Here is a 23,822-nt window from a genome sequence, read left to right as displayed (position 1 = left end):
AAGCCCGGAGCAACCCGTTGTAGCGCGGCCTTTACAGGGGCAGCACAGCCCCGATATCTGGCGCCTCCAGCCATTGGTTGAACTCATCGGCCAGTTGGCGGCTTGCACTGGTCGCCGCCTGCCAGGCCTTGACCCTCGCCTGCAGATCCGGGCCGTAGCGATTGAAGTCAGTGCGGTCCGGCAGCTTGCGGTTGGGCAGCGTCGCAACCCAGGCCGGGTCAGGTGCAAGCAGCACCATGTTGTCCAGGAAGTGCGTGGCCTTGTGCCGCCATTTGAAACCCTTGTCCAGCCAACCCGGCACCACTGCCTTCTGAAAGTGCGGGTAAAGCACCAGCCCGGCCTGCGGCATGTCCGATGCCAGACCCGCGGCGTAATTCAGGTGCAGGTGATAGTCGGTGATGCCGCCATCCCAATAAGCTCCGGGCGGGGCACCGGGTATGTCATGCACGGAGCGCAGCACAAAGGGGATGGAGCAACTGGCCTGCAGGGCCGGGTTGAAGTTGGCTTCGTCCAGCGCCACCTGCCTTGTGCGGTAATCACCGGTCAGGAAGGGCAGCGGCGTGTCGGGCGTTGAAAACACCACGCGCTCAAGCCAGACACCCATGGCCTTGCGGTGCAGGCCATTGGCCAAAAATGCGCCAAAGTAACCCAGTGGCGTGGCGATTTTGTGTTCACGGCCCAGCAGGTGCCGGCCGCGCGAGGTCACGATGTGCAGCTTGTAACGCGGGTGCGACAACACCTCCTGCACCCTGCCCCCGTAAAAGCTTTTCAGGCTGGCGCCGAACTGCTCGCTTACAAAATCTGCCGTTGGCCGCTTCTGGCCCGGTTGCAGTTCATAGTGCTGGTGGATGTAGTCATGCTCCAGCCGCTGGAATGCAGCTGCTGGGTCATTCAGGCAGGCCGTCGCCATGCGCCAGGCGCCAATTGATGCGCCCACCAGGTGCACCGGATGGTCGGTGCGGCTCAACCACTCACCGAAGATAAAACGATCCAGCGGCCCGAGGATCAGTCCCTTGGGACCGCCCGCTGCGCCAGGAACAACACCGATATCCCGAGGCTGCAAGCCCTTCTTTTCAATGTGCGCCATGGCCTTGGGGCCGGCGTAAATGCGCAGGGCTTTCATGCTCGCCATGTCATGGCCCGGTGATTGCTGGTTGACGGGGAGCCAAAAGCGATTTGCTCCAGCGGCGCAAGGGCTGCTCGAACAGGCGCTCGCTGATCAGGGCCAGCACAACAGATGCCGCCAGAATCACAACTGCCAGCAACATGCGGCCCTGGGTTGCCCCGGTTTTGAGGGCTTCAAGACCCAGCAGCGGCGTCACGTAAAAATAAAGCACCGGGTGAATCAGGTACACGCCGTAAGTCGCATCACCCAGGTGCTGCGCGAGCGCGCGGTAGCGCCCACCCAGGCGAAGCTTAGAGGCCACACCCACCATCAGCAGGCAAAAAGGTGCCAGCAGCCAGCCGCGCCAGCCCGTCAGCTCCTGCGTGCCCTGCTCAGGGTTGAGTGACAACATGAGCACAAACCCGGCGAACAGCACCAGCAACCCGGCGGCAGACGGCAGGCACTGGCGAAGCTGCCCCGTGCGCGCCAGCTGACCCAGTACACAGCCGCCCACGAAGTAAGCACAAAAAGCAGGAGCGTTGTGGTACGCCAGCGCCTGCCCGGCTGCAGGCATGCCTTCGGCCCCCATCGTTTGCGCAATCCACCACACCTGCAGCCCAATGCAAAAAATAAACAGTGCCATCGTGCGTGGCCATGACCGCAAAGACCAGAGCGCCAGCGGAAACAGCAGGTAGAACACCGCTTCAACCCCCAGTGACCAGCCGCCGGTCAGCAGCGCAAAACCCGACGGGTTATACAGGCCCATCAGCATGCTGGCATTGAGAAACATCACCTGCAGCAGTCGGCCAGCCGGCCCGTACCAGATGGCCATGGTCGGCACCACGGCCAGCATCAACAGAACATACAGCGGCGCCAGCCGCCAGAAACGCACAAAAAGGAACTCACCATACCGAAAGCTGCCGGCCTCAAACCGCCCGGCATAGGTATAGGCCATGCTCGCACCAGAAAGTACAAAAAACAGGTAGACCCCGTAGCTGCCGAAGACATGCAATTGCGCAAGGTCTGTCCAGTACAGCAGGTGGTAGCTTGCCACCAGCAAGGCACAAAGCCCGCGCAGCAAATCCCAGCCGAAAACCCTTTCCTGCGATGACAGGGCCCCCGCAAGATTGCTGCGAGCGCCCTGCCCCGTCATTTACGCAGGTTTTGCAGTTTGGCGAACGCCGATGCCATGGCGTTGTCCGCTGCAGGCGGTGCCGAATGACCGCGGTTGTTCTGGCCCTGGCGTACGCCTTCAAAACGGTTTTCCCTGTGGCCCTGCGCTTCGCGTCTGGCCTGGGGCGCGCCCAGCTTCATGGTCAGCCCGATCCGCTTGCGCGCCACATCAACCTCGGTCACACGCACCTTGACGATGTCCCCAGTCTTGACGACCTCCCGCGCATCGCTGACAAAACGGTCGGCCAGCTGGCTCACATGCACCAGGCCGTCTTGATGCACCCCGATATCAATGAAGGCACCAAAGGCCGCCACATTGCTGACGGTGCCTTCGAGCTCCATGCCTTCCTTCAGGTCCTTGATATCTTCCACGCCGTCGTTAAAGCGCGCCACCTTGAAGTCGGGGCGCGGGTCGCGGCCCGGTTTTTCCAGCTCGGCCAGGATGTCCTTCACCGTGATCACGCCGAACTTTTCATTCGCAAAAAGCTCGGGCTTCAGGGTCTTGAGCATGTCGGCGCGCCCCATCAGCTCGGCCACAGGTTTGCCGGTTTTGGCCATGATCTGCTCGACCACGGGATAGGTTTCGGGGTGCACGCCCGTCATGTCCAGCGGGTTGCTGCCACCGCGCAGGCGCAAAAAGCCGGCGCTCTGCTCGAAGGTCTTGGCGCCCAGGCCGGTGACTTTGAGAAGGTCGGCACGCGAGGCAAACGCACCGTTGGCATCGCGCCAGCGCACCACAGACTTCGCCACCGTCTGGCTCAGGCCTGAAACCCTCGCCAGCAAGGGCACGCTGGCCGTGTTCAGGTCCACACCCACGCTGTTCACGCAGTCTTCAACCACGGTGTCCAGGCTGCGCGCCAGGTCGCTCTGGTTCACGTCATGCTGGTACTGGCCCACGCCTATTGATTTCGGGTCAATCTTGACCAGTTCGGCCAGCGGATCCTGCAGGCGGCGGGCAATACTGGCCGCGCCGCGCAGGCTGACATCCACATCGGGCATTTCCTGTGATGCGAACTCGCTCGCTGAATACACCGAGGCACCGGCTTCACTGACCACCACACGCTGCATGCCATCGATCTTTTTCATCAGGTCGGCAGCCAGCTTGTCGGTCTCGCGGCTGGCCGTGCCGTTGCCGATGGCAATCAGGTTGACGCCATGCTTTTCACAGAGCTTACCCAGCGTGTGCAGGGAGCCATCCCAGTCACGGCGCGGCTCGTGCGGGTACACCGTGGCGGTCTCGACCAGCTTGCCGGTGCTGTCAACCACCGCCACCTTGACGCCTGTACGTATGCCCGGGTCCAGGCCCATGACCACGCGTGGGCCAGCGGGTGCAGCCAGCAGCAAATCGCGCAGGTTGTCGGCAAACACCTTGATGGCGACCTTTTCGGCCTCTTCGCGCAGGCGGGTAAACAGGTCACGCTCCAGCGACAGGCTGAGCTTGACGCGCCAGGTCCAGGCCACGGCCTTGCGGATCAAATCGTCTGAAGGCCGTGACTTGTGGCTCCAGCCCAGGTGCAAGGCAATCTTGCCCTCAGCAATGCTGGGCTGGCCGGGCTCTGGCTGTTCGGGCAGGATCAGCTTGGCGTCGAGAATCTCAAGCGTGCGACCGCGGAAGACGGCCAGCGCGCGGTGCGACGGCACACGGCCAATAGGCTCGTCGTAATCAAAATAATCACGGAACTTGGAATTGTCGGCGTTGTTCTCGTCCTTGCCGGCCACCAGTTTGGACGACAGAAGCCCGTCGTTCCAGAGCCAGTTGCGCAGCGACTGCACCAGCGCAGCGTCTTCCGCCCAGCGCTCGCTCAAAATGTCGCGCACCCCATCCAGCACGGCCTGCACGGTGGTTAAGTCGTCGCCGGCCTCGTTCTTCCCGGGCTTGACGAAAGCCGCCGCTTCATCAGCCGGCACCAGTGACGGGTCTGCAAACAGTTTGTCAGCCAGGGGCTCTATGCCCGCTTCCCGGGCGATCTGGCCCTTGGTGCGGCGTTTGGGTTTGTAGGGGAGGTAAAGGTCTTCGAGGTCCTGCTTGGTTGCGGCAAGCTCAACCGCAGCGCGCAGCTCCGGTGTCAGCTTGCCCTGCTCTTCTATGCTTTTGAGTACGGCTTCACGCCGCTCTTCAAGCTCGCGCAGGTAGCCCAGGCGGTATTCAAGTTCACGTAACTGGATGTCGTCAAGTCCGCCTGTGGCCTCCTTGCGGTAACGGGCGATAAACGGAACTGTGGCGCCGCCATCGAGCAGTTCTACGGCTGTCCTGACCTGGTCTTCCCTGACCTTGATTTCTGCCGCGATCTGGCGAATGATTTTTTGCATGCTCTCTTCTGAAAATGGGGTGTGTCTGGCGCAACCTGACGTGGCGCGGGGGCATTGTCCCACAGCCAAAACTGCCCCAGCGAACGACACTCGTTGCTGTACAAAAACCGCTTTCAAGGAGTGCTCAACATGCGCGCAAGAACCATCATCCTGATCCTCGCCATCGTGCTGGTGGCGGGCTTCGCAGCCCTCAACGTCGATGAATTTACCCGCGCCAGCGTGCTCAGTCTTGGCTTCACGACCATCCAGGTACCGCTGGGACTGGTGATGCTGCTGTTGCTGGTCATCGCGACCGTCGCCTTCCTGGCCAGCACCGTGTACATGCAAAGCGCCAACCTTCTGGAGACGCGCAAGTACGCCCGTGAACTCGCCGTCCAGCGCGAACTGGCCGACAAGGCGGAGGCCTCTCGCTTCACCGAGCTGCGCACTTTCATCGAAAGCCAGTCAGTAGCCTCCCTGCAACGGGAAGCCGCCAGCAATACGGTGCTGGCAGAACGCCTTGCACAAACCCAGACCGCACTGCTCAACCGCCTCGAACAATCCGACAATGCCACAGCCGCCTACATGGGCCAGCTTGAAGACAGGCTGCAGCGTGCAAACGTGAATGCCCATGGCGCACTTCTCGCACGTTAAAGGTTAATGCGGGTAACCGATAGCAGGGTGTAAGAAAGCTCCCGTGAGCGCGACAAAGTCGCATACAGGAGATTTCTCATGCCCGCACCCCATTCGCCCTTTTCCCGACTTGCCACAACCGCAAGCTTTCTTCTGGCTGCCACCAGCGCCATAGCCCAGGGGAGCCCAGGCAACCAGTGCAGCATCACCTCCGGCCCCACCACCACCCCCGTCGTCGAGCTCTATACCTCTGAAGGCTGCAGTTCCTGCCCACCGGCTGACAAATGGGCCTCAACCCTTAAAGACAAAGGCGTGGTCGTGCAGGCCTTTCATGTCGGGTACTGGGATTACATTGGCTGGGTAGACCGCTTTGCCGCACCGGCCTACACCAACCGGCAGCGCGAGGTGGCGATGAAAAACAGCCTGCGCAACATCTACACCCCGCAGGCGGTGCTCAACGGCAAGGACTGGCCCGGCTGGGGTGGCCAGCCCTTTGGCGGCAGCGCAGCGCGCGAGCCGGCGCGTGCCGGCATTGCCCTGAAACAGCTGGGCGCCGACCAGTTTGAAGCCAGCGTCACCCCGGTCAGCGCGCTGGCACTGTCGCCCTCATGGTCGGCTTACTGGACCATCACCGAGCATGGGCACAACTCCAAAGTGAAGGCCGGTGAGAACAAGGGTGAATTCCTCAAACATGACTTTGTGGTGCGCCAGTACACCCAGGCTGGCGACTACAAAACCAGCGATGCAACACCGCAAAAGCTGTCTTTTAGAAGCATCGCGGCCACGCCCGGTCACCAGCGGCAGGTGAACCTGGTGGTGTTTGACACAAAAACCGGCAAGACGCTGCAGGCGGTCAGTTTGCAATGCGCAGCCTAGTCGTGCAGCACCTAGTGGACAACAAGGCCTGAAGGCAGGTTTTGCCTTAACTGCAGGCGCAGAACTTCCAGAAAACTCTCGCACGCCGACGACAGTGAGCGGCCCTTTTTTGTCACCACAAAAATATCGCGCGACACCTTGGGCTGGCCTAATGGGCGAACCACCAGTTCCCGGGTGTAAGCGTACTGGGAATAGGTGGCGTAAGCCGAGGGCATGATGGACGGCGCCATGCCGCTGGCCGTCATCCAAAGCCCGGTAGACAGGAAAGAAATTTCATTGACCACCTGCAGCGAGACACCCGCGTTGGCCGCGGCAACGTCCACCAGCTGGCGCACCCCATAACCTGGGCGGCCGGCTATTACGCGGTGGCCTTCAAGGTCTACCCAGCGCAGGTTCCTGATGCTGGCCAACGGGTGTTCAGGCAGGCACACCAGGCAAAGCTGGTCACGCATCAGGGTTTGGAGTTCCAGCTCACCGCCGGCCCGCTCGGGTGTACCTATTCCAAAGTCAACATGATCGCCCAGCACGCGAGCTGAAAACTGCTCCGGCGCACAGTCGTCCACCACCAACTGGACCTCCGGGTGCAAGACCGCGAAGCGGCGAATCGCCTCCGGCAACAGCATGCCGGCCAGCGTTGGCGTGATGGCAAAGCACACCCGGCCGCGCCGCAATACCGTCAGGTCTCCAAAAGCCGTACCGAGCGAATCCACATCACGCAGGATGCGCTCTGCCACCACAGCAGCGTCGTGCGCCGCCTGGGTTGGCTGCAGTGACCGCGTGGTGCGGTCAAACAGGCGGGCCTGCAGTCCCTCTTCGAGCTGGCGTATCAGCACGCTGATAGCGGACTGCGTGACAAACAGCTGCACCGCCGCTGCGCCCAGTTTGCGCAGCCGGTACACCGCCAGAAAAGCACGCAACTGCTTGATGGTGGGTGAGAAGCCGTTATTCATGAATAAAAATTATAAATAGTCCACAATTTTTCGATTTACAAACAAATGAGGATGCTCTCCAATCGATCCCAAAACCAGACAATGAGGCCGAAAAATCAACCCGCAGGAGACAACATCTTGAGCATTCCCACACCGGCGCCCCGCGCCTACAAACGCATCGCTACCGAAGAAGGCTGGGCCACGCCTGAAATGATGCAGATGTACGTCAGGATTCTGGAAACAAAGTCCATCAATGACCCGGGCTTCTACAACCTCTGGGGGTTTTTTGGGCAGAGCCAGGCACCACGGGCCCGCGACCTGTTTGACCGCATCCAGAACATGGGCGAACGCCGCCTCGCCGATATGGACGCCGCCGGCATTGACATGCAGTTGCTGCTGCTCACCTCACCGGGTGTGCAGGTGTTTGACGCCGCTACAGCCACCGCGCTGGCAATCTCAACCAACGACCAGTTGGCCGCGACCATACGCCAGCACCCCACGCGTTTTGCCGGACTGGCGGCAGTTGCGCCGCAGGCACCCCAGGCGGCCGCCAAAGAACTCGAGCGTGCCGTGCAGCAACTCGGGCTGAAAGGCGTCGTCATCAACTCGCACACCCAGGGCGAATACATGGACGACGAAAAATTCTGGGACATTTTTGCCGCCGCCGAGGCGCTGGACGTGCCTGTCTACATCCATCCCAACACGCCGTCGCCGCAGATGATCGAGCCGTTTCTGTCGCGCTGCCTGGACGCCGCCATCTACGGTTTTGCCGCTGAAACCGGCCTGCATGCACTGCGCCTGATTTTGAGCGGCGTGTTCGACCGCTTCCCCAAGCTGCGCATTGTGCTGGGCCATCTCGGCGAGGGCCTGCCTTACTGGCTGTACCGCATTGACTTCATGCACGCCGGCATTGTTCGCGCCAACCGCAGCGAAGGCGTCAAACCGCTCCTGAAAAAACCCAGCGACTACCTGCGTGACAATTTTTATTACACCAACAGCGGCATGGCATGGGAGCCGCCCATCAGCTACGTGCAAAAGCTCATGGGCCACGACCGCGTGCTCTATGCCATGGACTACCCTTACCAGTACGTGGCCGAAGAAGTCACCGCCATGGACAACCTGCCCCTGAGCGACGAACACAAAAAGATGTTTTTCCAGACCAATGCTGAAGCGCTGTTCAAGCTGTGAAAGCAGAAAAATCATGAACACACCCAGTAACATTCGACGCGCCATCACCCTGCTAGGTCTGGCAGGCATCGCCAGCCTGGCACACGCGCAGCCCGCAGCCTCCTGGCCGACCAAACCCATTCGCCTCGTCGTGACCTTCCCCGCTGGCGGCAGCAGCGACGCTGCAGCGCGCATCGTGGCACCCCGGCTGGCCGAGCGTCTGGGCCAGCCCGTGGTGATTGACAACCGCCCCGGCGCCGGTGGGGGCCTGGGACTGGACCTTGTTGCCAAAGCACCCGCCGACGGCTACACCATCGTCCTGGCATCGGCTGGCGGGCTCACAGCCAACCCGACGCTTTACCCCAACCTGGCCTACAACCCGGCACGTGACTTCGCGCCCATCACGCTGTTTGGCACCAGCCCATTTGTATTGGTGGCCAACCCGTCGCTGCCCGCCAGCAACGCCAAGGAACTGGTGGCATTGGCAAAAGCCCAGGTCGGCAAGCTCAGCTATGCATCGGGCGGCAGCGGTACCGCCATGCATTTATCGGGCGAACTGCTCAAGTCCATGACGGGCAGCTACATCCTGCATGTACCTTATCGCGGCAGCGCGCCTGCAGTGCTGGCCGTCATGTCGGGCGAGACATCGCTCGCGATTGCGGACATCGCCTCCATCCAGCCGCAGCTCAAATCAGGACGGCTCAAGGTCATCGGCGTCATGGGTAAAGAGCGCTCAGGCCTGGCGCCCGAGATGCCCACGCTGGCCGAAAGCGGCGTGCCGGGTTACGACGCATCGGGCTGGTTCGCAATCCTCGCCCCTTCAGGTACGCCCCCAGCCGTCGTAGCGCGGCTGAACACCGAGATCACGGCCGTGCTGCGCCTGCCTGAAATCCGCGAGCGCTTTGCCGCCGCCGCGCTGGAGCCCCTGACCAGCACGCCAGAGCAACTGGGCCAGCTCATGAAAACCGAAACCGTCAAATGGGCGGCCGTCATCAAACAGTCGGGCGCCAGGGTCGATTAGGGGTATTTGACGGGGGCGTACCTACTGCTTGATTCAGAGGATGTCCAGGGCAACTCCCCGCGCCAACGGTTTAAGACTTGCCTAATCGCCGGCCGCGAAGGGTGGCTAAACTGCCGCCATTGCGCCACTCCGGCTGCATTCAGGGGCGCTGTTGAAGCATTTCAAAACCGTGTGTCGCTGGCTGTTGCTGGCTGTTGCTGGCACCGATTCTTTTCATACTGCTGTTTGAAGAGTGGGGTTGGGAACCCCTGGCGCGCTGCTTTGCCGCGCTGGGCAGGCACCCCGGCTGGGGCGCTGCCGAACGATGGATTCGCTCCTTGCCGCCGTGGGGTGCATTGCTGGTCTTTGGCATCCCTGTGCTGGCCCTATTTCCGGTCAAGTTGCTGGCGCTCTATCTTTTTGCTGAAGGCCATATGGCGACCAGTTTCACCATGATTGTTGTGGTCAAGCTGGCGGGCACTGCAATTGCCGCACGACTTTTTCAGTTGACCGAGCCTGCACTGCTGCAAATCAGGTGGTTCGCGCGTCTCTATCTGCCATGGAAGACATGGAAAGACCGCAAGCTGGGGCAACTGCGCCGTTCCGCGCCGTGGCAAAAGTTGCAAGAGATCAGGAACCGTGTAAAGCTGTGGACAAGCCGCACCTGGCGCGACTTCAAAACCTCGCTTCTCTGACTTTTTGCATCTCTGCACTTTTTCCTCGCACCTCTCACCGACTGCCCATTCATGTTTGATTTTCTTGCAGCGCCGCTTTACATCCGCATCTCCCCATTCAAACTATCGGTACGCAACGTCAAGACCGGTTTATCCATCAATGAGGTGCCGGAAATCGCGCTCAGCCGCGGTCCCAACCCCCGCGTACTCGACATCGGCGACAAGGCGGCGCTGCACAAATCGTCCAAAACGGCCATCGTCATCAACCCCTTTGCGCATCCGCGTTCGCTGGTGTCCGACTTCAGCACCGGCAAACGGGTACTGAAGGCCTTTGTTCGCCAGTTGGGCAAACGCAGCCGCTTCAGGCTGGCGCATCGCATCGTGCTGCACCCCCAGGGTGAACCGGCCGGTGGCTATACCCAGGTCGAGATTCGGGCCCTGCATGACCTGGCGCGCGGCATAGGTGCCTCCAGCGTGGTGGTCTGGCAGGGGCCGGAGCTCACGAATGAGCAAATCCTGACCCGCCGCTACCCCACCACCGGGCAACTGCTTGAATGACGGCCTCCGCAAAGGGCCTTGGTGACCTGCGCTCGCTGACACGTCAGTTCCCCCGTGCTGGCAGGCTGGAGGCCATTTACCTCCGCCCTGCCCGGCGCGCGCCTGTGGTCACGGTTGCCACGTCGATGGCGCTGGCCGGGCTCGGCCTGCAAGGCGACCGCAGCGCGGCTGGCACTGCAGCCAGGGGCGGCGGCAAACGGCAAGTTACGCTGATCCAGGCCGAGCATCTGCCTGTCATCACCGCTTTGGCCGGCCTTGCGCAAATCGATGCGGCCAGCCTTCGCCGCAACCTGCTGGTCTCGGGCATCAATCTTCTGGCGGCCAAAAGCCTGTTTCGCGACCAGCCCATGGTGCTGCGTATCGGCGAGGTAGTGCTTGAAGTGACCGGCCCCTGCGAGCCCTGCTCACGCATGGAGGAGCTTCTGGGCCCCGGCGGCTACAACGCCATGCGCGGCCACGGCGGACTGACGGCGCGCGTGCTGTCGGGCGGGCAACTGACCACCGGTATGGCCGTGAACTGCGAAGTGCAAGCAGGCGGTGACCAGCAATTGCTATTGAATATGTAGCGGCTCACGTGCGTATTTATTGGCTTGCAGCCGATTTAATGCCTAAAAATGGCACTTTTTTGGCCTGTTGTTAAGGTTTCAGGCCAGCGTCGAAGGCTGAAAACTGAATTTTTAACGTACACGTTAAATTTTTAATGTCTACGTTAAATATTTGCCGTACACATTAAAACCCGATTAAACCCGCAGCGTCACGGTCAAAAAAGCCTGGCAGCCACCAGCTGAAAGCTTTGCCTCATACTTGTCCATTCGCAGGCCTGAGCCCGCGCCCCAGCTGCCGGCAGGCTGCCAACAACCCGAACACAACATCACCGCTTCATGCCAAAAACCTCGCTAGACAAAGCCCAGATCAAATTCCTGCTGCTCGAAGGCATTCACCCCTCCGCCGTCAAGGTGCTCAAGGCCGCCGGCTATACCCAGATCGAGGCGCTGACCGGTGCCCTGGAAGGCGATGAGCTGAAGGCCAAAATCGCCGACGCGCATTTTGTCGGCATACGCTCACGTACCCAGCTGACCGCCGATGTTTTTGCCCATGCCTCGAAGCTGGTCGCCGTCGGCTGTTTTTGCATAGGCACCAACCAGGTCGACCTGAACGCCGCCCGCGAACGTGGCATCGCCGTTTTCAACGCGCCGTTCTCAAACACCCGCTCTGTGGCCGAGCTGGTGCTGGCCGAGGCGATCTTGCTGCTGCGCGGCGTGCCGGAGAAAAGCGCCGTCGCCCATCGCGGCGGCTGGCTCAAGACGGCTGACAACGCTTTCGAGATTCGCGGCAAGACGCTGGGCATCGTCGGATACGGCTCCATCGGCACGCAACTCTCCGTGCTGGCCGAAGCGCTGGGCATGCATGTGGTGTTTTTTGACGTGGTGACCAAACTGGCGCTGGGCAATGCGCGGCAGATCCCGGTGCTCAATGACTTGCTGGCGCAGGCAGACATCGTCAGCCTGCATGTGCCCGAAACCCAGGCTACCCAGTGGATGATCGCCAAAGAGCAGATAGATGCGATGAAGCCGGGCGCCGTGTTCATCAACGCCTCGCGCGGCACCGTGGTCGAGATCGAGCCGCTGGCCGAGGCCCTGCGCGCCAAAAAGCTGCTGGGCGCGGCGATCGACGTCTTCCCCGTCGAGCCCAAAAGCAACAAGGACACCTTCGAGTCGCCGCTGCGCGGGCTGGACAACGTCATCCTCACGCCGCACGTGGGCGGCTCAACCATGGAAGCCCAGGAAAACATCGGCATCGAGGTTGCTGAAAAGCTGGTCAAGTACAGCGACAACGGCACCTCAACCTCGTCGGTCAACTTCCCTGAAGTCGCCCTGCCCGCCCACCCGGGCAAGCACCGCCTGCTGCATATCCACAAAAACGTGCCGGGCGTGATGTCAGAGATCAACAAGGTCTTTGCCGCCAACAACATCAACATTGCCTCGCAATACCTGCAGACCAATGAGGCGGTGGGTTATGTGGTGATCGACATCGATGCCACACATTCAGATGTGGCGCTGGCCCGGCTGCACGACGTGCCGGGCACGATTCGCAGCCGGGTGTTGTTCTAGCCGCAGCGGCAGGGGTTTCGCGCCCTGTGTGCGGTGGCATACAGACACAGGCCCCCTGAACAGGCTAATATGCGAGGCAGTCTTTACGTGATTGCGACTTCAAGAAATGCTTAATGCCCATCACAGAGACCAAGCCAGGCGCACCGGACGAGGCCGCCAGAGCCGACGGCATTGAGGTCAAACGCCAGGAGGCGCTGCTCAAGACAGGCGCGCTGCAAACGGCAATTCTCACCAGCGAAAATTTTTCCATCATCGCCACCGACGAAAAGGGCATCATCCAGCTCTTCAATGTCGGCGCAGAGCGCATGCTGGGTTATGCGGCAGCCGAGGTCGTCAACCGCATCAACCCCAGCGACATCCATGACCCTGAAGAGGTGATGGCGCGTGCCCAGGCCCTGAGCCAGGAGCTGGGCACCACCATCACCCCCGGTTTCGAAGCACTCGCCTTCAAGGCTTCGCGCGGCATTGAAGACATCTACGAGCTGACCTATATCCGCAAGGACGGCAGCCGCTTTCCCTGCATCATCTCCATCACCGCCCTGCGTGATGACTTCGGCGCCATCATCGGCTACCTGCTGATAGGCACCGACAACTCGGTGCGCAAACAGGTCGAAGTGGCGCTCAAGGAAGCCATGGCAGTGGCAGAAAAAGCCAACCTCGCCAAGTCTGACTTTCTGTCGAGCATGAGCCATGAGCTGCGCACCCCGCTGAGTGCGATTCTTGGTTTTGCACAGCTGATCGAATCCGGCACGCCGCAACCCACGCCCTCGCAAAAACGCAGCGTCGACCAGATCCTGCAGGCTGGCTGGTACCTGCTGGATTTGATCAATGAAATCCTTGATTTGGCGCTGATCGAGTCCGGCAAGCTGTCGCTGTCACTTGAGCCCGTATCGCTGGCAGAGGTCATGCACGAGTGCGAAACCATGATCGAGTCGCAGGCCGACAAGCGCGGCATCAGCGTCAACTTCCCGAAGTTCAGCCAGCCCTGCTTCGTCAAGGCCGACCGCACCCGGCTCAAACAGGTGCTGATCAACCTGCTGTCCAATGCCATCAAGTACAACACCGAACGCGGATCGGTGGTGCTCACGTGCAGCGAATCAAGCCCGGAACACATCCGCATCAGTGTTGAAGATACCGGTGCAGGCCTGGGGCCTGAGCAGATTGGCCAGCTCTTTCAGCCCTTCAACCGGCTGGGCCAGCAAACCAGCGCTGAACAGGGCACGGGCATTGGCCTGGTCATGACCAAACGCCTGGTCGAACTGATGGGGGGCGCCATCGGCGTGGAAAGTGTGCCGGGAAAAGGCAGCACCTTCTGGATTGACATGAACGTCACCGCAGACAGGCAACCTTCTGCCGAACTGATTGACCTGGCCCTGGCCTCACGCCCCCTGCCCGCAGTGCTTGCCCATGCCCGCACAGTGCTTTACGTCGAAGACAACCCGGCCAACCTGATGCTGGTTGAAGACCTGATCGCACGCAGGCCAGACCTGCGCCTGCTCTCGGCGCGTGACGGCATCAGCGGTATTGCGATTGCAAAAGCATCACTGCCGGACTTCATACTCATGGATATCAACCTGCCCGGCATCAGCGGCATCACGGCGCTCAAGATCCTGCGGGAAGATCCGCTCACAGCACATATTCCGGTGGTGGCGCTCAGCGCCAATGCCATGCCGCGCGACATTGAAAAAGGCCTGGAAGCAGGCTTCTTCCGCTACCTGACCAAACCCATCAAGATCAATGAATTCATGGAAACGCTGGACATGACACTCAAGTTCGCAAAAGTCAGGGCAGACCTGGTGCAAGCAGAAGGAGACGCATCTTGATTGAGGAATTTGCCATCTTCAATGCCAGCGTCCTCATCGTCGATGACCGTGCTGCCAACGTCCAGTTGCTGGAACAACTGCTGCGTGACACGGGCTACACCAACATCACCGTCACGATGGACCCGACTGCCGTCTGCCCCCTGCACACAGCCAATGCCTACGACCTGATACTGCTGGACCTGAACATGCCCGTCATGGACGGGTTCGGGGTGATGGCCCAACTCAAGGCCACCGATACAGACCCCTATTTGCCGGTCATTGTGCTGACGGCAGAGCCCAGGCACAAACTGCAGGCCCTGCAGGCGGGAGCCAAGGACTTCATCAGCAAGCCGTTTGATCTGCTTGAGGTCAAAACACGCATCTACAACATGCTTGAAGTGCGCCTGCTGTACAAAAAAATCGACAACTACAGCAAACTGCTGGAAATGGCCATGCAGCAGGATGCGTCGGACACTGCGCCCACACGCCTCGCAGCCATACACGGCGCACAGGGCGCGGGCGCTCGATGATTGTTTGAGTGGTGTTTGACGGGTGGTCGGGGCGGTCAGCCCCACGCACATAGAATCACGTCTTTCTGAATTCCGTTTGATTCACATCAACCCGGCCCCCGGGCACTGATGCCAATATGGGCAGAATCAACCGGGCCAGGTCACCACCCCTACAAAGGAAACACCATGAAAATTCTCCTCGCAGCAGATGGCAGCCCGTTTACCCAGAAAGCCCTTGACTTTGTGGTCGCCAACAAGGCCATGCTGGACAAGGACGAGCTTCTGGTACTGAATGTGCAAACCCCCGTACCGGGACGGGTGACGACCATGCTGGGCTCTGCCGAAGTTGCAGCCTATCACGCAGAAGAAGCCAACAAGGTGCTGGAACCCATCAGGGCCTTTCTCGACAAGCAGGGCATACGCTACCGGGCCCATGCAGTGATCGGCTCAACGGTCGATGAGATCATTTTTGCAGCCAAGAAAGAGTCGTCACAGCTGATCGTGATGGGCACACACGGCCATGGCTGGCTGGGCCGGGCCATCATGGGCAGCATTGCCCAGCGCGTAGTGACCGACAGCGAGATTCCCGTACTGCTGGTCAAGTAAGCCCGCATCACACCAGGGCCGCCATGAAAGCACTTGTCTACAACGGCCCGGGCCAGAAGAGCCTTGAAGAGCGGCCCAGGCCGCTTGTCATTGCGCCCACGGACGCCGTCGTGAGGATCACACACACGACGATTTGCGGCACCGACCTTCACATCCTCAAGGGCGACGTGCCCACCTGCAAGCCGGGCACCGTTCTTGGCCACGAAGGCATTGGCATCGTCGATGCCGTCGGTCCAGGCGTGACAGGCTTCCGGGTTGGCGACAAGGTGCTGATCTCCTGCATCACCTCATGTGGCCGCTGCGAGTATTGCCGCAAGGGCATGTACTCGCATTGCACGACAGGCGGCTGGATTCTGGGCAACAGCATAGACGGCACCCAGGCCGGTTTTGTACGAATACCCCACGCCGATACCAGCCTGTACCCCATTCCCGCCGGATTGTCTCTCGCCGATGAAGAGGCGCTGGTGATGCTGAGCGACATTCTGCCGACCGGCTTTGAGTGCGGGGTGCTCAATGGCAAGGTACAGCCCGGCGGCACGGTCGCCATCGTGGGCGCCGGCCCTATCGGGCTCGCAGCCCTGCTCACCGCTCAGCTGTATTCGCCCTCGCAGATCATCATGGTTGACCTTGACGACAACCGGCTCGCCGTTGGCAGGCGTTTTGGCGCGACAGCCACCATCAATAGCGCAAGTGGCAAGGCGGCAGAACAAATCGTGGCGCTCACCGCAGGCCGCGGTGTCGATACCGCCATCGAGGCGGTGGGCATTCCCGCAACCTTCGGCCTGTGCCAGGAGATCGTTGCGCCTGGCGGCGTGATTGCCAATGTCGGCGTGCACGGCGTCAAGGCCGACCTGCACCTTGAACGGCTGTGGTCCCACAACATCAGCATCACCACCCGGCTGGTAGACACCGTCTCAACGCCCATGCTGCTCAGGACACTTCAATCCGGCCGCATTGATGCGAAACAGCTGATCACTCACCGCTTCATGCTGTCGGAGATCATGCAGGCCTACGAGACCTTCGGCAAGGCCGCCGACACCAGGGCCCTGAAAGTCATCATTGAGGCGCCTGAGGAGAGCGCAGCATGAACGGCGTTACGCCAGCTGTGCCGTCCATGCCGGCATCAGGCGCAACCACCGGCAAACGCATAGCCCTGGGCGTTGCACTGGCCGCACTGGTAGCAGTTGTCGCCATGCCGCCCCTGCAGGGACTGCCTGCCTCCGGCCAGGTGATGCTGGGCATTCTTGCGTTTGCGGTGATCGTCTGGATGACGGAGGCACTTGACTATGCCGTGAGCGCCGTGGTGATAGGCGCGCTGATGATCTTTCTGCTGGCCTGGGTACCTGACGCGGCAAAACCTCTGGGTGCCGGCATGGGAACCACAGCTGCGCTGGGGCTGGCCCTGTCGGGATTCTCAAACAGTGCCGTTGCACTGGTGGCGGCGGCCTGCTTTATTGCGGCAGCCATGACCGCGACCGGCCTGGACCGGCGAATTGCACTGGTCGTGCTCTCAAAGGTCGATGCTTCCACACACCATATCGTGATGGGCGCCATGGCGGTCGGCTTCCTGTTGTCGTTCATCGTACCCAGCACCACGGCCCGCGTCGCCTGCCTGGTACCCATCATGATGGGTTTCATCATGGCCTTCAAGGTTGAAAAGCGCGCCCGGTTTGCGGGATTGCTGGTCATCACTGCAGCCCAGACGGCCAGCGTCTGGAACGTCGGCATCAAAACGGCGGCTGCGCAAAACATGGTCGCTATCGGTTTTATTGAAAAGCAGTTCGGCACCAGCATCAGCTGGACGGAATGGTTGATTGCCGGCGCTCCGTTTTCAGCACTTCTGAGCATCGCGGTGTACTTCATCATGACCCGCATGATGAAACCGGAGATGACAGAAATCGCCGGCGGGCAGGCCACCATACGGCAGCAACTCCTGGCCATAGGTCCCATGACCCTGAATGAGTGGAAGCTGCTCACCATCGTGCTGGCCCTGCTCGGATTCTGGTCGACGGAGAAGGTGCTGCATGACTTCGACACCTCGTCCACCACCATCGCCGCCATTGCCTTGATGCTGCTGCCGCGCATTGGCGTCATGGACTGGAAGGCTTCACAGCGCGGGTTCCCCTGGGGAACAGTCATCCTGTTTGCGGTCGGTATCAGCATAGGCACGGCCCTGCTCCGTACTCAGGCCGCCGGCTGGCTGGCCAACCTGATCGTGCAGAACCTCGGCCTGCAAAACGCCAGTGCGTTTGTGATCCTGATGCTGCTGTCGCTCTTTCTGATCGTGATCCACCTCGGTTTTGCGAGCGCGACTGCCCTTGCATCGACCATGATTCCCATCATCATCAGTGTGATGCTGGCGGTGCAGACCCCGGGCATCAACGTGATCGGCATGACCATGCTGCTGCAGTTTGTGGTGAGCTTCGGTTTTATCCTGCCGGTCAACGCGCCCCAAAACATGATCGCCTACGGTACCGATACCTTTGATGCCAAAGACTTTGTGCGCACAGGCCTGGTCATCACGCTGGCTGCTGCTGTGTTGCTGGTGGTGTTTGCACTGACCTACTGGCCGTGGATGGGCTACATGAGCAAAGCGATGTGAGGACATGACACAGTCCGGCGGGCTTGATGACCCTTCCGTCCAGAGCATTGAAGCCGTCGTACAGGCCGTCAGTACAGACCTTCAAACCGGGCTGAATGCCAGCGAAGCCGAGCGCAGGCTTGCTCAAAATGGGCCGAATGAGCTCCGTGCAGCGCCCACTGCCCCGGCATGGCGTCGCCTGCTGGCGCAATTCCAGGACCCGCTGATCTATCTCCTGATGGTCGCCATCGCGATTGCTCTGGTGGCCTGGGGCGTGGATGGCATGCAGGGCTGGCCCGTCGATGCCGTGGTCATCGCGATAGTGGTGCTGCTCAATGGCGCGCTCGGCTATCTGGAGGAAGCCAGGGCGCGTGATGCAGTGGCTGCGTTGTCTCGCATGACGCAGGTCACTTCAAGCGTGGTGCGCGACGGGCTTTTGATGCGCGTGCCGAGTGCAGCGCTCGTCTGCGGCGACCTGCTGGTGCTTGGCGAGGGTGATGCAGTGGGCGCCGATGCACGCCTGGTCGATGCAACAGCCCTGCACCTGCAGGAGGCCTCGCTGACCGGTGAAAGCCAGGCCGTGGTCAAGGATATCAGCACCCTGTCTTCGGCGGCAGCCATCGGGGACCGTGTCAACATGGTCTTCAAGGGCACCATGGTCGTCCAGGGCCACGGCCACGCCATCGTCACGGCCACCGGCAGGCAGACCGAAATGGGGGCCATCGCGGGCATGCTGGAAGCCACTACCGAGGCGCCAACGCCGCTTGAAAAAGAGGTCTCGCGCATCGGGCGCATGCTCGGCATGGCCGTGCTGGCGATTGCGGCCATCGTGGTCACCAGTATTTTGCTGATGTCCGACATCCGCTCTGCCAGCGATGTGGTTGAGGTGTTGCTGCTGGGTGTAGCCCTGGCTGTGGCCGCAGTCCCTGAAGGTTTGCCCGCGATCCTGTCTGTGGTGCTGGCGCTGGGTGTCAGGCGCATGGCAAAGCGCCAGGCCATCGTCAAGAAACTGTCGTCCGTGGAAACGCTGGGTTCTGCAACCGTCATCTGCACAGACAAGACAGGCACCCTCACCCGCTCGGAAATGACCATCGAATGCATCATGACCGCATCGGGCAGCACGCGCGTGACGGGCGTGGGTTACGCGCCTGATGGTCATATTCAACACAACGGCGCAGCGTTGCGCCCTGGCGCCCTGTTTGACGAACAGCGCATGATGCTGAGCGGGGCATGTCTTGCAGGCAATGCCAGCCTTCAGCAGGACGCGGATGGCAGCTGGACGATTCAGGGCGACCCGACCGAGGCGGCCTTTCTGGTTGCAGAGCGCAAGCTGGGTGTCACCGCAGGACGCGAGCAACGCTTTGAGCGTGTCGGTCAGATCCCGTTTACATCCACACGCAAAATGATGTCCACGCTGGAAATCGACCATGAACGTGGCGGTCAGGTCATCCTCATCACCAAGGGTGCGCCGGATGTGCTGCTCCAGCGGTGCAACCGCCTGCAGAAAGGGCCAGACATCGTTCCTCTGGACGATACACAGCGCGCACGGATTTTGTCGGAGGTTGATGCGCTGTCGGACTCGGCGCTTCGCACGCTGGCGGTGGCATATCGTCCCCTGCTGGTGCACGATGACCTGCAAGGCGCAGCGGCTCTTGAACTTGACCTGGTGTTCATCGGCACGGTCGGCATGATGGACCCGCCGCGCGAAGAAGCCGCAGCGGCTATCCGGGAGGCGCAGCAGGCGGGCATACGGGTCATCATGATCACAGGCGATCACCCGCGGACCGCTGCGCGTATCGCGTCAGACCTGGGTCTCGTCCAGCCCGGCGCAAGCGCGCTTACAGGGCTGCAGATCGACAGCCTCGACAAAGCCGCTTTTGCAGCGGCCGTCCGCACCACATCGGTCTACGCGCGGGTATCGCCAGCGCACAAACTGCGGATTGTTGATGCCTTGCAGGCCGACGGCAACATCGTGGCCATGACTGGCGATGGCGTGAATGATGCCCCCGCCCTCAAATCTGCCGACATCGGCATCGCCATGGGTGTGACCGGCACCGAAGTCGCCAAGGATGCGGCAAAAGTCATTCTTGCTGACGACAACTTTGCGACCATAGTGGAAGCCGTGCGCGAAGGTCGCAGCATTCTGGACAACATCCGCAAGTTCCTGCGTTACCTGCTGTCGTCCAACATGGGCGAGGTACTGACGGTCTTCCTGGGCGTTGTAGGCGCCAGCGTGATCGGTCTGACCCAGCCGGGTACTGCCGTCGTGCTGCCCCTGCTGGCCACGCAGATCCTGTGGCTCAACCTGATCACCGACTCATGGCCGGCACTGGCCATGGGGATTGACCCACCGACGGACGACGTCATGCATCGCAAACCCAGGCGCGTGAATGACCGGGTGATGGATGGCCGCATGTGGGCTGGCGTCTTTGAGATCGGTGCAGTCATCGCCGTCGCAACACTTCTGACTATGGATATCTATCTTCCTGGTGGCCTTGTCGAGGGGGCAGGAGACCTGGCTACCGCCCGCACCGCAGGGTTTACCGTCCTCGTGATCGCGCACCTGTTAAATTGCTTCAATGCACGATCAGAAACACGCAGTGCTTTTGCCAATCTGTTTGTGAATCCCTGGCTGTTCGGCGCGGTGACGTTGTCGGCGCTGTTGCAGGTTGCAGTCGTTCATGTACCCGTGCTGAATATTGCTTTTGGTACGGTGCCGCTGTCAGCAAACCAGTGGCTGGTATGTGCTGCCATGGCCAGCACGGTGCTCGCGTACAGCGAATTGCGCAAGCTGCTGATACGTCAGTGGCTGCACCGCGCCAGACCTGAAAATCCATATCGACTACAAAGAAAATCATGAACTTGCGAAACACCACCGCCCGCTATGGTTTACCCGCCGTCATCCTGCACTGGTTGATGCTGCTACTGCTGGTGGCGGTTTATGCATGCATGGAATTGAGCGACAACTTTCCCAAAGGCAGCGACATGCGCGCAGCGCTTAAAACCTGGCACTACATGCTGGGATTGACAGTCTTCGTGCTGGTCTGGATCCGGCTGGCGGTGAAGCTGACGGGGGAAACGCCGGCTATTGAACCACCTCCCCCGGTCTGGCAACAACGCCTCTCGCAGCTGGTGCAACTGGCGCTGTATGCCCTCATGATTGGCCTGCCTCTGGCGGGCTGGTTTCTGCTCAGTGCAAAAGGCCAGGTCATCCCGTTTTTTGGATTGCAGTTGCCTGCACTGATCGCTGAAAACAGGAATGCCGCAGGCTGGATAAAGGAAGTCCATGAGATCGGGGCGACGGCGGGCTACTTTCTCGTGGGGCTGCATGCAGTCGCATCGCTGTATCACCACTATTTCCTGCGCGACAACACCTTGCGCCGGATGCTTCCCGGGTCAAAATCACCACATCACCCATAAATTGCGGAGCTCTTACACGATGCGACATATCGAACGCCACAGAACTTCCCGCATTGGCTGGCTGCGTGCCGCGGTGCTGGGTGCCAACGATGGCATTGTCTCGACAGCCAGCCTGATGCTGGGGGTAGCGGCCGCACATGCCAGCCAGCAAACCATCATGGTCACCGGCATTGCCGGACTGGTCGCCGGTGCGATGTCGATGGCTGCTGGCGAATATGTGTCCGTTCATTCTCAGGCAGACACCGAGAACGCGGACCTGGCCCGTGAAAAGGCAGAACTGGCTGCAGACCCTGAAGCTGAAAATCGCGAACTGACGGCCATCTATGTGGGTCGTGGCCTGGATCAGCATCTGGCGCAGCAGGTCGCCGCGCAACTGATGACACACGACGCGCTCGGTGCCCATGCACGGGACGAGCTGGGTATTTCGGAGGCCTTGAGCGCACGCCCCGTTCAGGCTGCACTGGCATCCGCTGCAAGTTTTGCGGTAGGTGCGGCGCTGCCACTGGTGGTTGCCGTTTTCGCGTCTGGAGCAGGCCTGTCCTGGTGGATTTCCGGAACTTCACTGGTGTTCCTGGCCCTTCTGGGCGCCATTGCTGCGCGTGCGGGAGGTGCCAGCCCGTTGACAGGCGCCTGGCGAGTCACATTTTGGGGGGCATTGGCCATGATTATCACCGCCGGCGTCGGAGCGGTGTTTGGAACCACCGTCTGACACGATCCTGTGGGCTGATCAGCCCAGCAGTTGCGTGTAGGCCTTGCGGTCAGCCGCATAACAGCCACAGGCCGCGTTCTCCAGGCCCTTGCGATCAAGCACGGTCATTTCACCGCGGCTGTATTCAATCAGCCCCTCTTTCTGGAACCCGCCTGCTGCGGCAGTAATTCCCACCCGCCGGACACCCAGCATGTAAGCGAGGAACTCCTGCGTGACATGAAAGCTGCTGGCCTGCGAACGGTCCTGGCTCATGAGCAGCCAGCGCGCCAGGCGCGGGCCTATCTGGTGAAAGCGTACACAGGCGGTTGATTCCGCCAGTTGGGCCATCAGCACATACAAATACCTGTTGAGGCCGCTCTGCAGCGCCGGACTGGCTGCAAGCTCTGCACGAAATGCACGTGTGCCTATGCGCCACGCGGTCCCCGCACCCTGTACCAGCGCGTGCAAGGGCGCAGTGACCACCCCCAGTGCAAGCTGCGCGCCGAGCATGCCCTCACGCCCAACCATGCCCACCTCGACGCCAGGGCTGCCCGGGATCACGGAAATCAGCGAAATAAACCCCTCAGTAGGGAAATACACGTATTTGGTGGGTTTGCCGGGGTCGCACAGCACCTCGGCCAGCGGCAACTCGATGTGTTTGCAGGCTGCAAGCAGGCGAAGCCTGTCTTTGCGCGGAAGCAGCGCAATCAGGTGATTTTCGGGGGCAGTCATGGAAGCTCTCTGGTGTGCTGCTGTCCCTCGGGATGAGAGGATGAGCCACGGCCCTGCTGCTGGAGGTAGCAGTCTTGATCGGTAACCGAGTCTATAGGATACGGGGTGGCAAAACCATCCGCTGGCGCACAGAACGCGAATGAGCAGATTCAGAGCGCCGGGCCAACTGGCAACAGCCTGTCGTACTCTTTCTTGACGACGGCATAACACTCACACGTGCGTTGTTCGAGGCCCGGACGGTCAAGCACCGTGATACGCCCGCGCGCGTATTTGATCAGCCCGGCCTCCTGCAGCTTCAGGGCACCTTCTGTCACCCCCTCACGTCGGACACCCAGCATATTGGCGATCAACTCCTGGGTCATGACAAGTTCATTGCCAGAAAGCCTGTCGAGGCTGAGCAGCAGCCAGCGGCACAGTTGCTGGTCAAGCGAGTGATGCCGATTGCACACGGCCGTTTGCGCCATTTGCGTGATGAGCGCCTGGGTGTAGCGCAGCAACAGGTGCAACACTGGCCCGGCACGATCGAACTCATCCTTCATCGCCTGGGCATTGAGGCGAAAGCCCTCGCCTGCACTTTGCACCACGGCACGGCTGGGTGTAGAGCCACCGCCCATGAAGAGAGACACGCCCACCAGGCCCTCACGACCTACCACGGCGATTTCAGCCGATGCACCGTTTTCCATCACATACAGCAGCGACACGATGGATGTCGTTGGAAAGTACACATGACTCAGGGTCTTGCCTGATTCATAAAGCACGTGCCCAAGCGGCATGTCCACCCATTCAAGCAAGGGCAGCCAGCGTTGCCACTCGGCGTCAGGCAAGGCAGCAAGCAGGCGATTTTGGCGGGGTGTGGTTTTGTCTTTGGAAGGGCTGGCTGTCATGAAACTCTGGGCAAATACCCTGCGGGGAGCATTGCCGTAGAGGTGGCGTGGGTCGAGTTCCCAGTATAGGCACTATGACGTGTTT

Annotated in this window: 22 protein-coding genes; 16 read left to right on the top strand and 6 right to left on the bottom strand. The window is 60.8% G+C overall.

Translation table 11 applies throughout. The features are described 5' to 3' along the window. Positions 1-31: 31 nt before the first annotated feature. Genes HYX42_RS02390 through HYX42_RS02380 form a run of 3 tightly spaced genes read right to left on the bottom strand, consistent with a single transcriptional unit; the run spans position 32 to position 4,588 of the window. Entirely contained in the window at positions 32-1,123 is a 1,092-nt protein-coding gene (locus tag HYX42_RS02390) for a phospholipase (RefSeq protein ID WP_293400008.1), read from the bottom strand. A 10-nt stretch (positions 1,124-1,133) separates the two neighbouring features. Continuing rightward, positions 1,134-2,258, bottom strand: coding sequence for an acyltransferase (locus tag HYX42_RS02385; protein WP_293399091.1), 1,125 nt, complete (start codon positions 2,256-2,258; stop codon positions 1,134-1,136). Then, positions 2,255-4,588: a Tex family protein gene (locus HYX42_RS02380; RefSeq protein ID WP_293399089.1), complete on the bottom strand. Its 2,334-nt coding sequence runs from the start codon at positions 4,586-4,588 to the stop codon at positions 2,255-2,257. The genes HYX42_RS02385 and HYX42_RS02380 overlap by 4 nt, the downstream gene beginning before the upstream one ends. 129 nt (positions 4,589-4,717) lie before the next feature. Between HYX42_RS02380 and HYX42_RS02375 the strand changes: the two genes are divergently transcribed. Together HYX42_RS02375 and HYX42_RS02370 are read left to right on the top strand one after the other, a co-directional pair. Then, a complete protein-coding gene (locus HYX42_RS02375; protein ID WP_293399087.1) occupies positions 4,718-5,221 on the top strand; it encodes a hypothetical protein in 504 nt (167 codons plus the stop codon). A gap of 78 nt (positions 5,222-5,299) precedes the next feature. After that, a complete protein-coding gene (locus tag HYX42_RS02370; protein ID WP_293399085.1) occupies positions 5,300-6,076 on the top strand; it encodes a DUF1223 domain-containing protein in 777 nt (258 codons plus the stop codon). Between the two features lie 11 nt (positions 6,077-6,087). Here the strand turns inward: HYX42_RS02370 and HYX42_RS02365 are convergent, their stop codons facing one another. Continuing rightward, positions 6,088-7,026: a LysR family transcriptional regulator gene (locus HYX42_RS02365; protein ID WP_293399083.1), complete on the bottom strand. Its 939-nt coding sequence runs from the start codon at positions 7,024-7,026 to the stop codon at positions 6,088-6,090. A gap of 117 nt (positions 7,027-7,143) precedes the next feature. Between HYX42_RS02365 and HYX42_RS02360 the strand changes: the two genes are divergently transcribed. From HYX42_RS02360 to HYX42_RS02295, 14 genes are all read left to right on the top strand, one after another. Next, positions 7,144-8,193, top strand: coding sequence for an amidohydrolase family protein (locus tag HYX42_RS02360; RefSeq protein WP_293399081.1), 1,050 nt, complete (start codon positions 7,144-7,146; stop codon positions 8,191-8,193). A gap of 13 nt (positions 8,194-8,206) precedes the next feature. Then, the gene (locus HYX42_RS02355; RefSeq protein WP_293399079.1) at positions 8,207-9,193 is read left to right on the top strand and encodes a tripartite tricarboxylate transporter substrate binding protein; all 987 of its coding nucleotides are present in this window, start codon (positions 8,207-8,209) and stop codon (positions 9,191-9,193) included. 194 nt (positions 9,194-9,387) lie between these two features. Continuing rightward, positions 9,388-9,867, top strand: a complete 480-nt coding sequence (locus HYX42_RS02350; RefSeq protein WP_293399077.1) for a hypothetical protein — start codon at positions 9,388-9,390, stop codon at positions 9,865-9,867. Between the two features lie 51 nt (positions 9,868-9,918). Further along, positions 9,919-10,404, top strand: a complete 486-nt coding sequence (locus tag HYX42_RS02345) for a rod shape-determining protein (RefSeq protein ID WP_293399075.1) — start codon at positions 9,919-9,921, stop codon at positions 10,402-10,404. Next, on the top strand, positions 10,401-10,970 hold the full coding sequence (locus HYX42_RS02340; protein ID WP_293399073.1) for an MOSC domain-containing protein: 570 nt from the start codon (positions 10,401-10,403) through the stop codon (positions 10,968-10,970). The genes HYX42_RS02345 and HYX42_RS02340 overlap by 4 nt, the downstream gene beginning before the upstream one ends. 315 nt (positions 10,971-11,285) lie before the next feature. Continuing rightward, positions 11,286-12,515, top strand: a complete 1,230-nt coding sequence (serA, locus tag HYX42_RS02335; RefSeq protein WP_293399072.1) for a phosphoglycerate dehydrogenase — start codon at positions 11,286-11,288, stop codon at positions 12,513-12,515. Positions 12,516-12,628: 113 nt separating this feature from the next. Next, positions 12,629-14,338 carry an ATP-binding protein gene (locus tag HYX42_RS02330; RefSeq protein WP_293399071.1) on the top strand — a complete coding sequence of 570 codons (1,710 nt, stop codon included), beginning with the start codon at positions 12,629-12,631 and terminating at the stop codon, positions 14,336-14,338. Then, complete coding sequence (locus HYX42_RS02325; RefSeq protein ID WP_366931134.1) at positions 14,335-14,847, top strand: response regulator; 513 nt, start codon at positions 14,335-14,337, stop codon at positions 14,845-14,847. The genes HYX42_RS02330 and HYX42_RS02325 overlap by 4 nt, the downstream gene beginning before the upstream one ends. 165 nt (positions 14,848-15,012) lie before the next feature. Further along, positions 15,013-15,432 (top strand): universal stress protein, encoded by a 420-nt coding sequence (locus tag HYX42_RS02320; protein WP_293399070.1) that lies wholly within the window; start codon positions 15,013-15,015, stop codon positions 15,430-15,432. Between the two features lie 23 nt (positions 15,433-15,455). Continuing rightward, positions 15,456-16,520 carry a zinc-dependent alcohol dehydrogenase family protein gene (locus HYX42_RS02315; RefSeq protein ID WP_293399069.1) on the top strand — a complete coding sequence of 355 codons (1,065 nt, stop codon included), beginning with the start codon at positions 15,456-15,458 and terminating at the stop codon, positions 16,518-16,520. Beyond that, entirely contained in the window at positions 16,517-18,034 is a 1,518-nt protein-coding gene (locus HYX42_RS02310) for a DASS family sodium-coupled anion symporter (RefSeq protein ID WP_293399068.1), read from the top strand. Before HYX42_RS02315 ends, HYX42_RS02310 begins: the two co-directional genes overlap by 4 nt. 4 nt (positions 18,035-18,038) lie before the next feature. Then, positions 18,039-20,873: a cation-translocating P-type ATPase gene (locus HYX42_RS02305; RefSeq protein ID WP_293399067.1), complete on the top strand. Its 2,835-nt coding sequence runs from the start codon at positions 18,039-18,041 to the stop codon at positions 20,871-20,873. Then, the gene (locus HYX42_RS02300; RefSeq protein WP_293399066.1) at positions 20,870-21,433 is read left to right on the top strand and encodes a cytochrome b; all 564 of its coding nucleotides are present in this window, start codon (positions 20,870-20,872) and stop codon (positions 21,431-21,433) included. The genes HYX42_RS02305 and HYX42_RS02300 overlap by 4 nt, the downstream gene beginning before the upstream one ends. Positions 21,434-21,452: 19 nt before the next feature. Continuing rightward, positions 21,453-22,142 carry a VIT family protein gene (locus HYX42_RS02295; protein ID WP_293399065.1) on the top strand — a complete coding sequence of 230 codons (690 nt, stop codon included), beginning with the start codon at positions 21,453-21,455 and terminating at the stop codon, positions 22,140-22,142. A gap of 18 nt (positions 22,143-22,160) precedes the next feature. Here the strand turns inward: HYX42_RS02295 and HYX42_RS02290 are convergent, their stop codons facing one another. Together HYX42_RS02290 and HYX42_RS02285 are read right to left on the bottom strand one after the other, a co-directional pair. After that, positions 22,161-22,853 (bottom strand): Crp/Fnr family transcriptional regulator, encoded by a 693-nt coding sequence (locus HYX42_RS02290; protein WP_293399064.1) that lies wholly within the window; start codon positions 22,851-22,853, stop codon positions 22,161-22,163. Positions 22,854-23,002: 149 nt separating this feature from the next. Beyond that, positions 23,003-23,737: a Crp/Fnr family transcriptional regulator gene (locus HYX42_RS02285; protein ID WP_293399063.1), complete on the bottom strand. Its 735-nt coding sequence runs from the start codon at positions 23,735-23,737 to the stop codon at positions 23,003-23,005. Positions 23,738-23,822 lie beyond the last annotated feature (85 nt).

The sequence above is a fragment of the Polaromonas sp. genome (assembly GCF_016185115.1).
Taxonomy (GTDB): domain Bacteria; phylum Pseudomonadota; class Gammaproteobacteria; order Burkholderiales; family Burkholderiaceae_C; genus Polaromonas.
The sequence above is the reverse complement of the archived record's forward strand: the minus strand, read 5'-3'. Positions and strand labels throughout refer to the sequence as shown.